12 protein-coding genes and 2 pseudogenes are annotated in these 10,419 nt (G+C 67.2%); 3 read left to right on the top strand and 11 right to left on the bottom strand.

What is annotated here, in order from left to right; genetic code table 11:
- From ADBZ5N_RS14185 to ADBZ5N_RS14195, 3 genes and pseudogenes are all read right to left on the bottom strand, one after another.
- Positions 1-531 (bottom strand): annotated as a pseudogene (locus ADBZ5N_RS14185) (hypothetical protein); the annotation flags it as partial.
- A 30-nt stretch (positions 532-561) separates the two neighbouring features.
- On the bottom strand, positions 562-1,338 hold the full coding sequence (locus ADBZ5N_RS14190) for an SDR family NAD(P)-dependent oxidoreductase (protein ID WP_526258390.1): 777 nt from the start codon (positions 1,336-1,338) through the stop codon (positions 562-564).
- A 46-nt stretch (positions 1,339-1,384) separates the two neighbouring features.
- Entirely contained in the window at positions 1,385-1,741 is a 357-nt protein-coding gene (locus ADBZ5N_RS14195; protein WP_526258392.1) for a tetratricopeptide repeat protein, read from the bottom strand.
- A gap of 51 nt (positions 1,742-1,792) precedes the next feature.
- Here ADBZ5N_RS14195 and ADBZ5N_RS14200 point away from each other — a divergent pair, with 51 nt between their 5' ends.
- Entirely contained in the window at positions 1,793-2,449 is a 657-nt protein-coding gene (locus tag ADBZ5N_RS14200; RefSeq protein ID WP_526258394.1) for a CIA30 family protein, read from the top strand.
- Positions 2,450-2,458: 9 nt separating this feature from the next.
- Here ADBZ5N_RS14200 and ADBZ5N_RS14205 read toward each other — a convergent pair whose 3' ends face one another.
- On the bottom strand, positions 2,459-3,649 hold the full coding sequence (locus ADBZ5N_RS14205) for a lycopene cyclase family protein (protein WP_526258396.1): 1,191 nt from the start codon (positions 3,647-3,649) through the stop codon (positions 2,459-2,461).
- Positions 3,650-3,877: 228 nt separating this feature from the next.
- On the opposite strand from ADBZ5N_RS14205, the gene ADBZ5N_RS14210 reads away from it, so the two are divergent.
- The gene (locus tag ADBZ5N_RS14210) at positions 3,878-4,357 is read left to right on the top strand and encodes a hypothetical protein (RefSeq protein WP_526258398.1); all 480 of its coding nucleotides are present in this window, start codon (positions 3,878-3,880) and stop codon (positions 4,355-4,357) included.
- A 7-nt stretch (positions 4,358-4,364) separates the two neighbouring features.
- Here ADBZ5N_RS14210 and ADBZ5N_RS14215 read toward each other — a convergent pair whose 3' ends face one another.
- Positions 4,365-5,567, bottom strand: coding sequence for a ubiquitin family protein (locus tag ADBZ5N_RS14215; protein ID WP_526258400.1), 1,203 nt, complete (start codon positions 5,565-5,567; stop codon positions 4,365-4,367).
- Complete coding sequence (locus ADBZ5N_RS14220) at positions 5,552-6,088, bottom strand: hypothetical protein (protein ID WP_526258402.1); 537 nt, start codon at positions 6,086-6,088, stop codon at positions 5,552-5,554. The genes ADBZ5N_RS14215 and ADBZ5N_RS14220 overlap by 16 nt, the downstream gene beginning before the upstream one ends.
- A 106-nt stretch (positions 6,089-6,194) precedes the next feature.
- Here ADBZ5N_RS14220 and ADBZ5N_RS14225 point away from each other — a divergent pair, with 106 nt between their 5' ends.
- A complete protein-coding gene (locus tag ADBZ5N_RS14225) occupies positions 6,195-6,614 on the top strand; it encodes a hypothetical protein (protein WP_526258404.1) in 420 nt (139 codons plus the stop codon).
- Between the two features lie 44 nt (positions 6,615-6,658).
- Here the strand turns inward: ADBZ5N_RS14225 and ADBZ5N_RS14230 are convergent, their stop codons facing one another.
- The 5 genes and pseudogenes from ADBZ5N_RS14230 to ADBZ5N_RS14250 all read right to left on the bottom strand — a co-directional run.
- Positions 6,659-8,059 (bottom strand): PH domain-containing protein, encoded by a 1,401-nt coding sequence (locus ADBZ5N_RS14230; RefSeq protein ID WP_526258410.1) that lies wholly within the window; start codon positions 8,057-8,059, stop codon positions 6,659-6,661.
- 47 nt (positions 8,060-8,106) lie between these two features.
- Positions 8,107-8,601, bottom strand: a complete 495-nt coding sequence (locus ADBZ5N_RS14235) for a PH domain-containing protein (protein WP_526258412.1) — start codon at positions 8,599-8,601, stop codon at positions 8,107-8,109.
- Positions 8,602-8,750: 149 nt separating this feature from the next.
- On the bottom strand, positions 8,751-9,596 hold the full coding sequence (locus ADBZ5N_RS14240) for a hypothetical protein (RefSeq protein ID WP_526258406.1): 846 nt from the start codon (positions 9,594-9,596) through the stop codon (positions 8,751-8,753).
- Between the two features lie 19 nt (positions 9,597-9,615).
- Positions 9,616-9,762: pseudogene (locus tag ADBZ5N_RS14245) on the bottom strand (DUF732 domain-containing protein); the annotation flags it as partial.
- Positions 9,763-9,870: 108 nt separating this feature from the next.
- Positions 9,871-10,419: succinylglutamate desuccinylase/aspartoacylase family protein (locus tag ADBZ5N_RS14250; protein WP_526258408.1), on the bottom strand; the 549-nt coding region annotated here is incomplete at its 5' end.

The raw sequence follows: 10,419 nt of genomic DNA on the forward strand, positions 1-10,419 counted from the left end.
GGCCTGCTGGGCCGCGGGAAAAATCGGCACTTCATCGAAGGTCGGCCCGTCGACTGGCGGGGGCACTGCGGACGGCGCGGCAGCCACGTCGGCCTGCGGCACGGCGGCGACCGGAGGCGGGTCGGGCCGGTCGCTGGGAACCGGGCCCGCGGATCCGGGTCCTACGACGTCCGATGGGGCGGCGCGCCGGACCGCCGGGGGCGCTTGGTCGGGTGCGGTGGCGGCTGGTGAGCGCTCGTCGATCGCCGGGCCTGCCGCGGTGTCGGAACCGGGGTCGGCGGCCGCTCGGCGTGGGCTTGCCGCAGGTGCGGTCGGTTGGGCGGTGTCGGGCACGGACCGCGCGGGCTTGCCGCGTCGCGGCGCGACGCTTCGCGGCCCCGGGTCGGTCTGTGCGCCGGTGGCGCCGCCAGGTTCCGGGGCGTCACCGGCCTCAGCCCCGGCAACGCCGGAGCCGCCCGCACAAACGCCCCCAGCGATCCCCATCGCAATTGCCAGCGCCCCCACGCGGCCAATGCACAATGCGGCTCTCACCAGACAACCCCTTTGCTTCGCGTCGGGGTTCTACTTGGGTGGCATCCTGATGCCGCCGTCGACCCGGACCACCTCGGCGTTCATGTACGAATTGGTGATCAGTTCGACGACCATCGAGGCCAGTTCCTCGGGCTTGCCGAGGCGGTGCGGGAACAGCACCGACTGGCCGAGTTTGGCCTTGAAGGCCTCGGCGTGTTCGCCCTCGCCGTAGATAGGGGTGTCGATCAGGCCCGGTGCCACAGTGTTGACCCGGACTCCGACCGCCGCCAGGTCACGGGCCACCGGCAGCGTCAGTCCGACCACCCCGCCCTTGGACGACGAGTACGCCGCCTGGCCGATCTGGCCGTCGAACGCCGCGACGCTGGTCATGTTGACGATCGCGCCGCGCTCGCCGGTGGCGGTGGGCTCGAGCCTGCTCATCGCGGTGGCCGCAATGCGGATGCAGTCGAAGGTGCCGACGAGGTTGATGGCGATGACCTTGCGGTAGGTGTCGAGGTCGTGGGCCGAGGCGAATTCCCCGTCCTTGCCGATGGTGCGCTGCGCCCAGCCCACCCCGGCCGAATTCACCAGGGCGCGAAGAGGACCGAGGTCCATCGCGGTGTTGACCGCGTCGATGATCTGTTCGGTGTTGGTGACGTCGACCGGGACGAACACCCCGCCGATCTCCTCGGCGAGTTTCTGCCCGCGTTCGGCCTGCATGTCGGCGATGACGACCCGAGCGCCCAGATCGGCCAGTTGACGCGCGGTGGCAGCGCCGATACCGGATGCCCCGCCGGTGACGATTGCACTTGTTCCGTTGAGTTCCACAGCGCTGAGCTTACTGACGGGTCTGGGCTTACTGACGGGGTCTGGGTCACTCAGGCACAGGTCGGCCCATGCTCTTGTAGATGTCCTCGATCAGTTTGATGCCGTCTTTGGCCAGCGCGTTGTTGGGATCAAGCTGTAGGGCTTCCCGGAACATCTTCAGCGCCTGCGGGTATTTCTCCCTGGGAGGAACCGCAGGGTCGAGCATGACCTTCTCGGCCTGCTCGGCCAGGTTCTGAGCTTGCGCCGTGGCTCCCTCAGGAGCGCCCTCGGGAGCCGCCGTCATGGCCGAACCAGCCGCTTTGGGCTCACCGGACTTGACGTCCTCGACCGGGGCGGAGGAGCAGCCGGCCACGGCGAGGGCGGCCAGGGCCCCGGCGAGAAGAAACCTCAGACGGATGTGCATCCCCCATTATGGCCCGCTTCTCGGTGCGGACGAAGCCGATACATTGATCGGATGGGTAGTTGTCGCCGAATCGGGATCGTGTTGGCCTGCTTGGCGTTTCTGAATGTGTCCTGCGCAAGCACCGGGCAGACCCGCGCTGCGCCCGAGACGACGAACAGCCCGCAGCCGCCCGGCCCCTCCGCCCAGGCAGTGACAGAAGGGCTGGGCACCCTCCTCGTCGACCTGGGTGATGCGAGCGAGGTGGCCACCTGGACCACCGTCAACGACCCGGTCATGGGCGGGTTGTCCACCTCGAGAGTCACCTTCGGCAATGGTGGACTTGTGTTCTCCGGGTCCATCTCGCTGGAGAACAACGGCGGCTTCGCCTCGGCCCGCGGCCTGCAGGACCCCGATCTCGGGCGACGCGCAGCAGGCGCGACGTCGCTGCGCGTACGCGCGGTCGGCGATGGGAAGACCTACCTGCTGAGGGTCGGCACTGCCGGGCAGTCCTGGTCCTACATCCAGCGTTTCTCCACGCAGGCTGCCACCCAGAAGATCTATGACCTGCCCGTTGCAGACTTCGGTGCAGTCGGGATGCGCCTCGATCCGGCACCCGACGCGCCACAGACTCTGGATCCTTCACGCATTGACCAGATTTCGTTCTACATACTCGACAAGCAGGAGGGGCCCTTCCAACTGACCGTCAGCGCCGTCGGCGCCGCGGCGTGAGGATGCCTGTTACCGCGTTCTGCGCCGCACCAGGGGCGTCGCGCGGATGGCCTCGAGCGCGAGTCGCGGAGAATCGCTCTTACGCATGACCGTCAAGTCGTCGGCGAGCGTTCCTCTGTCGGAAAGGAACCGGGCCAGCACCCCTGGCGGCACCCGCTCGAACAAACGGTAGAAGGTGTCCGGCGCACGCTCAGGACAACTACGAAGATAGGAGAGGAAGATGGTGTCGAGCGCCGTGGTGCGCGGACTCCGGGGGGCGGGCGGCTCGGCGCATCCGTCGGCATGCAGCGCGGCAACCACCCGCGGGGCGAACTCACGGACGAAGCGCTGCACGGCCAGGAAGGCATATCCGCTCGACGGTTTCACATGTCCACCCGCGGTGCCGATGCGGACGACCCGGGGGCTTGGCCACGCGTCGAAAGGCTTTGTCGTCATGGGGATCACCCCGCTCTCGTGGGAGATCGTCTGGAACACCGCGCCGGGATGTCGCCGTGAAAGCCAGCTCTCGATAGCCGTCTCATACACGGCGTCGGGCAGGACGCGCCCGGTGAAGAACGTGCTCTCCACGAGCGCTGTATTGGCGTCGAACGGCAACACGTAGACGAAGTGGATGCCGTAGGCCTGCGAGACATCGAAGTCCATGAGAGTCGCGGTGTCGACCTCGAAGACGGGCTCTGTGCTGCGCACGACCCGGCCACGGAAGTGCTGCAAGAGGTGCACATCATCACCGTCATCGGTTGCGGGCGTCAGCAGCGGTGGCCGCGAGTCCATCGCGAGGCGCCCGCGCAGCACTCCCGACCCGGTGTGAACCTCGACGTGGGAACCGCGACTTTCGAGGTTCTTGACCGTCACGCCGAGCATGATCTCGACTCGCCGGCCCGCGGCGGCGAGGCGCTCAAGCGCAAGGTCATAGAAGCGCTCGCCGGGGATTCGGCAATAAGCGATTCCCGGCGCAGAGCGAATCACCTCATCGGTGCCGTTACGGACGCGCCATCGACTCCAGCGATGGGTGATCGCGGCCTCGAACGCATGTGGCTGAAGATCGAAGAAACACCAGGTGCGGTCAGCGCCGCTCAACGTTTCCCGCGGATCGACGAGCACGACGCGGGCGTTGTCCGGCAGGCCTGCATCAAGCAGGGCCGCCGCCAGTGAAAGACCCGAGAGCCCAGCACCCGCGATGATCACCTCGGCGTCGAGCACTGGAGTCACTGGTGGCTCAGTCACACGGATCTCCTGACGGATTGGCATCGCACCAGGCCCATCCTTGCCCCGCGGACAGATCCGCGCCACCAGATCCGGCCCCGAATCCCACCCGCTGGCGAGGATCGCGAAGCACAGCCGAAAAACTTACCTAATCGACAAAAATGCCAACCTCCGGTACCGACGCCGGGCAAGATGCACATGTAGTTGTCTTTCAGGAGAACAACCATGATTCGAGTGCAACACCTCATCCCCTCGGCCCTCGCGTTGGCCACCGTCCTGACTGTTGTCGGCTGCGGGGGGACCGAGCAGACCAAGACGCCCGCGACATCAGCGCCCGGACAGCAGGCCACCGCCGAGTCCGCTCCCATCCCCGGTGGCCTCAGCGGCGAAGAGTTCGTGACCAAGGCGGAAAGCTTGTCCGGCAGTACGGTCACCCTGGAGCGTTGTTCTCTTCTGACCACACCCGGCAGTGACGGCACCTTGCCGTGCCGGGTGCTGAACAAGCAGGGGATGGACATCACCGACGCCAGTGGCCTGCCGGTGGACATCTTCGTCAAAGAGGCCGACCTGACTCCCGAAGCCAGGGCCGTGGTGGAGGCGTGCGGGGCCGCGTGCACCGTTCAGATTTCCGGCAAGTTGGACAGCGCGTCCGACGGGACGGGTTATCTCAGCATGACCGGGGTAAGCCTGAAAGCCGCCGGCTGAGAAGGGATTACCGTGTGCCCGCCAGAGTCTCCGCGTGGTGGCGGGCACTGCGGATCCATGCCGCGGTGGTCATTTCCGGGAACTCCCGGACAAAGCGTGAGCCGTCCGGTGTTCGGATCGCCGACCGAGGGATGGACTCCTCGACGAGCATCTTCTCGATTTCACGGGCCCATCGCGCGGCCCCGGCCGCGGTAAGCCGATCGTCGGGATACAGGTTCGCCGGGCCATCGGGCAGCGCCCGTAGTAATCGCCGGACCAGATCGGCGAGTTGGCCGGCGCACAGGATCGCCGAGCGCCCCGAACCCAGATCCAACGGGTCTTCAGAAGGGCTGACCGGCTGGAACCACCACGTGCGGGGGGACCCGGCCACCCTTGCGGTGTAGCGGGCCACGAGTTCCTGACCCAGATACTCCAGTTGGTGCGTGCGGCCGTCGCGGCTGGCACCCTCCAGATCCAGGAAAAGGTGGATCTCGGCGGTGGTGCGGGCCGCCAGCACCCTGGCCGACGACCGGCCGTCCACGCCGTCGTCGAAAAGGGCAGCGCCCTGCGGGCCGACAACCTCAGTGGCTTCGAACCCGTGATGCAGCAGGATCGCGTCGTAATCCGACCGGGGACGCAGTTTGGAGAACAGTGCCTGCCCGAGGAGGCTGACGATTCGGGACTGGCGGTAGACCGGCCTACTGTGGAGGAAGTCGCGCACCCGATCGGGTGCGGAGAACGCGTGCACCACGCGGAACAAGTCTGAGGCTTCCACCAGTGGGTCCCCGCCGGCTGTGCAGAGCAGAAACCACTCGTGGGAAAGTAGCGAAGAGACCTGTCCCGGAGCGGGATTCAGCAGCGCATCCTCCACCTCGAGCACGCTGACCCAGTACGCCAGAGTTTCGGCGGACCCGTCCAACTCGATCACGCAGGCCGCGGGAGTGCCCAACTCGAAAACCACGCCGGCGCAGTCGGAGGGGAGGTTTCGCACCAGATGCCGGCCGTCCATCGCCATCCAGCTGGTCTGTGAGCCGTCCGGGCTGGTCGGTGTCGACTGGGCCGCGACGAAGCCACGTCCGCCGAGTGTCCACAGCACCGGATGGTCGGACTCGTCGGCGGGGATGTGCCAGGTCCGATGCCGCAGCACCGACCTGAGAAAGAAGTCCTCTGTGATGGCGTTGTCCCGGAACGCTGTGAGCGTCTCGACGATGGTCATCACAGTCGCTGCCACTCGTCGGCGTCTCGGTCCAGCGCGGCAGCGAAGCTTTGCAGAGCCGCGGCGGTGAAGCGGTCAGGGTTGGCCTGCGCGTAGGACCTGGCGGCGCCGGTGAAGAAACTGGCCTCGGCGACCCCTGCGGGTGGAAGGAGCTTAACGGCCTCCCGCAATGCGGCCGCGGCCAAGCGCAGACGGCGGATGACGGCGCGCGGATGGACCGGATCACCCGGGCTGGGAAGCTCGCGCACCACCCGGTCGGCGAAGAAGAGCAACTCAGCCGGATCCAGGATGCTGCTGCGTCCCGCACCGAAGTCGGTGGGATCCCAGGGAGCGCCGCCGCCCAGGGTGAACCGGTGCACCCGCAACCCCTCGGGATGGCGGGCGAGGACGTGCATTTCGGTCCCCACGGCGCGCGACTCGATCTCCTCACCGCCCTGGCATTGCAGAAACAGTCGTGCCTCGTTCGAGTTACGAGCGGCAAAAACCTGCGGCGACCAGACCGGAACATCCGGCCACGCGCTGGATTCGGAGACCATCCATCCAGTGTCCGCCCAGCAGCCGCCAAGTCGCGCCCGTTCGGCGGATCGGCGGTGTGCCTGTCGGTAGGATCCGGGAGCTAGGGTCGGGCGAGAGGTGCGGACGATGAGCGAGGGTGAACTGCCCCCGTCGGCAACCGTTACCTATGAGTTCGTCGATTCCTCGGTCCCGCCGCCGTTCCACCGCAGTTTCGTCCTGGTTTTCGACCGCGCCCAGGCCCGGATCGTCGTCGACAGCTACGGCGAGGTGCTGGCCGACCGCACCGCACCCATGAGGGCCGATGCTTGGAATCTGGTCGCCGAGGGATTTCCCGGGATACGCGAACTGGTCTCGACTCAGCCCGCGGACGCCTGTACCGGAGGTACCGGATTCGCCGCCACGGTGGTCGCCGACGGTACCGTGCGGTTCAAGATCCAGGGGCTGGCTTGCGGCGGGGCGAATACGGCGGCGGCCGATCGGCTGGCCGGGTGGGTCGATCCCGTGCGGTCGCTGTTTCCGACAATGAGTGAGCTGGCACCCGAATGAGTGAGCGCTAGCCCCTGACAGTCGCGTCGGTCCAGAGTTGATAGTCAGGTCTGTGCCCACCGGTTGTGCGCCACCCACGGTGATGCGTCCGCGGCGATCGACCAGGCCAACTCCACGGGAACGTCGATGACCTGATAGCGCTTGACGCCCGCCGCGGTCGCGGCGATCAGCGTAGCGACCCCGGCCCGACGCTGCGGCCAGCTCTGCCGCACCGTCCAGCCGACAACGCCGGCGCCGGCGATGCAGTCACGGCGGCGCTCCAGGCTGCCGGACCGGGCGACCAGCCAACCACCCGAGACCCGATGTCCCAGCGAGCGTGACCGGTCGGCGGCCAGCAACGCGCAACACACCGTCAGAGCAGCCCACGCCACCCACAACCACGCCGGCACCCCCACCACCACGCCGACCGGAGTCAGCACCGCCGGGATCGCCAGTGCCCGCGTCCAGCGCCGCCGTGTGGCCGCCGGCCCGTGCCCGCGCAGCGGACCGCTCACCGCGTCGGAGTTGGCGATCAGATCCGCCAGCACGGCCTGCGCGGTGGCCGCCGGGCACGGCGGCAACAACAGGGACGACTCGCCCGCCCCGTTGACACCGGTCATCACCGCGTCCAACCGGGCGCCGCCCAACACCCGCACCGGCAATGCTTCGCGCAGCGTTCCCCCGCGTAGCCGCCGCATGTCGAAGGTGTTCTCGCGGACCCGCAACAGGCCGTGCTCGAGGTGCAGCAATTCGGCATCGCGGCGCAACGCCAGGTTGCCGTATGTCACCAGCGAGCGCAGCACCGACACCACCATCGAGGCCACGAGCACCACGATCACGACAGCGGCGGCCATGGCGGCGGCCCCGAACCGCTGCGCGAGGTCCAGACCCGACTGCGCCAACGGCGAATCACGCAGCACCGCAACCGCTCCCACCTGAGAAGCGACACCCACCCCGGCCAGGAACATCGCCAGACCAGTGAAGCTGAGCAGGCTGTAACGCAACCAACCCGGATGCCAGCGAACCAGCACCCGACCGGGTGCACCGGAATGCTCCGCAACGGCCAGCGAGTCGGCCAACAATACGGCCCGCAATCGCGGCACGTGTTCGGCCGCAACCGCATCGAGAGTGAACTCGCTGTCACCCCGGCCTTCCTGCCCCGTGCTCACCCTCAGCACGGCCAGGCCGAGGACTCGATGGAGCAGCCGGGCGTCGGTGGATACTGAGCGGATCCGGTTGCGCGGCAACGACAAAACCTTGCGTTGCAACACCCCGCTGCGCAACTGGATCTCATCGGAGGAAATCCGATACGCGGTCATAAACCACCGCAGGACGCCGAACGCGACCGCCGACACCACCGCCAGCACCACCCACCACGGATTACCGGTCGCCGATCCGAGCGCCAGCGAACCGATCAACAACGGAAGCTGGCGCATCACCTCGTGCACCGGATGAACCAACAGCATCCGCGGGCTCAGGCGCTGCCAGCCCACCGGGCCTCCAGGAGGCAGGCTCACGTGGCGTCCTCGGCGCCGATCGCGGCGATGTCGGTCAACTGCGCCACCACCCGGTCGGCGACCTCGCTGTCCAGGGCCACGATGCGCACCGCCCCTGCCGAGGACGCGGTCGTCACCGTCACATTGGACAGGCCGAACAGCCGGTCCAACGGCCCGCGATAGGTGTCGACGGTCTGCACCCGGGAAATGGGCGCAATGCGGCGTTCCTGAGTGATCCAGCCGCTGCGGGTAAACACCGCCGGCGGCCCGGGTGCCAGCGAGATCTCCCAGCGGTGTACCCGATAGCGCCACAGCGGGGCGACCACCACGAACGCGACGATGCCCAGCAGCGTCAACACCGCGGCCGACACATGCAGCCACACCGCCCGGCCGTCCAGCGCGACCCACACCAGCTGGACGAGTATCACCATCAGAAACGGAATGCTCGCACCGATAGCCCACACCAGCGGCGCCTTGCTGCTCGGAGGGTTTGCGGGATCCACCAGCCTCACACTCGCCGGCACCAATCTGTCCGTCACCAATCTGTCCATAGGTCGAGCATGACGTACATCGGCCGGTGTTTCGACCTTGCCGTTTCTCGCCTTGCCGATGACTTTTCCGGATGACTTTTCCCGATGACTGCTGGGACCGTGACCCACAATCAGCCGATCGACTCGATCCGGTGCTTGTCGATGAGGGCCTTGAGTTCGTGGAAGGCAGCGGCCCGGGCGCTCACCACATCGGCGGACTCCGAAGGGATTTCTCGGGGCATCTGCTCGGCGCCGTAGAGAATCGGGCCGAGCCGCTTGCGCAGGTCTTCCCGCCGCTTCGCCATCACCACACGCTCGCGGTCGTCGTGTAACGCACGGTCGATGTCGTCGGCTTGCTGGGCACACTCCCCGATGAGCTTCACGCGCTGTTTGACCGAGTCCTCCAACTTGGTCACCACCCGCTGCGCATCATTGAGCATTCGTTTGTCGGACTCGGTGAAATGCTTGATCGAGGAGGCGTCCGCCGTCACCTTCCGGATCTCCTCGGCGCGGCGCAGGCTATCCGCGATGAACTTAAGGTCCGCCCGGAAGTCGAAGTCGGCGGGGTCCCCCAGCCAGCCCGCACGCGCGGCCTCGGATCCGGCGATTCTCGACACGGAAGTCTCGGCTTCGTCGAAGACTCGCGCACCCGCCCGCCCCAACTCAGTCGTTCGCTGACGTTTCTCAAGCTCACGGCGGCGGGCCTCTTCTTCCGCCCGCCTCTTGTCGAGCGATGTTCCTATGACAAGAAATGCCAGAGCGCTCAGCCACAGCACTTCCAGAACCCAGCCGGTCACATCCCGCGCCGTCGAGGGGTTGTCTGCCCCGAATTGCACAGCAAGCCAGGTGCCGAGGTAGTACGGCCACGCTATGAAGATGAACGCAATTCCCAGCAGCACAAGGGCGGCGACGGCGGGGCCGTTGTCGGATTTTCTTTCCCCCATGCTCCGGAATGTAGCGGGCATGTCCGACACCACAGAGGGCCCGCGTGGCCGGTTACTGCACGGGACAGGCGTACTGCATCGCGACGTTCATCAAACGCTGTTGGGCTCCGGGGCCGATAACACCCTGGGCAATGAGCTCATACCCGAGGAAGCCCGGGATACCGCCTTGGCACGCCTGGTGGGCGACGCGCCACGCGGTCTGACCCAAGCCCACAATCCCACAACCCACCGACAGCCCGACGCGAAAGCGGGTGACTCGACTCATCACCCGCTCATCGACTCAGCCGTGACTTTTGCGCGACAAGAATCAATCCGAGAGCAGATTGCCCGTTCGGCCATCCAGCGGGATCTCCCCGGCGATCTTGCCGATCACCCGTCCCGGCCAGGCGTAGGGCTGGCTGTGGCGAGCAAAGAGCCGCCCATCGGTCTCGGCCCGCAATTCCGTCTCCTCGCCGAGCGGATCGATCACCGTGGCGACGAGATCGCCCTTGCGGACCAGATCACCCAGCCGACTGCGATAGGCGACGAGCCCGGTGACCGGCGAACGCACCTGGGCCATCGCCGTCAGCGCCGTGGGGCGGCAGGACAGCGCCGGGTTACCGGCTGTCCCCTCGACAAAGCCGCGTCCGGCCAACATGCGCAGCAGCGCCCTGGCTTGGTCGGCGGCGCGCTGCGGATCGACATCGTCATTGCAGCCCAATTCCAGCGTGGCGGCCAGGCAGGCCGGCGGAATGGGCACCCCGGGATTGTGGGCGGCCAGCGCCCACCATGGACTGGCGCAGGCCTCATCGAAGGGGTACCCGCCCGAGGTCTCTGCCAGAAGAACTGCTCGCGCATCAATCGCCGCGGCGATGTC

It is taken from the genome of Mycobacterium sp., assembly GCF_044370595.1.
Taxonomy (GTDB): Bacteria; Actinomycetota; Actinomycetes; order Mycobacteriales; family Mycobacteriaceae; genus Mycobacterium.

Bases quoted from the DNA above. Each gene is read 5' to 3' on its own strand.
- ADBZ5N_RS14200 (WP_526258394.1), top strand. From the start codon at position 1,793: ATGGGTAGTTGTCGCCGAATCGGGATCGTGTTGGCCTGCTTGGCGTTT.
- ADBZ5N_RS14195 (WP_526258392.1), bottom strand. From the start codon at position 1,741: ATGCACATCCGTCTGAGGTTTCTTCTCGCCGGGGCCCTGGCCGCCCTC.
- ADBZ5N_RS14220 (WP_526258402.1), bottom strand. From the start codon at position 6,088: ATGGTCTCCGAATCCAGCGCGTGGCCGGATGTTCCGGTCTGGTCGCCG.
- ADBZ5N_RS14225 (WP_526258404.1), top strand. From the start codon at position 6,195: ATGAGCGAGGGTGAACTGCCCCCGTCGGCAACCGTTACCTATGAGTTC.
- ADBZ5N_RS14230 (WP_526258410.1), bottom strand. From the start codon at position 8,059: ATGCTGTTGGTTCATCCGGTGCACGAGGTGATGCGCCAGCTTCCGTTG.
- ADBZ5N_RS14210 (WP_526258398.1), top strand. From the start codon at position 3,878: ATGATTCGAGTGCAACACCTCATCCCCTCGGCCCTCGCGTTGGCCACC.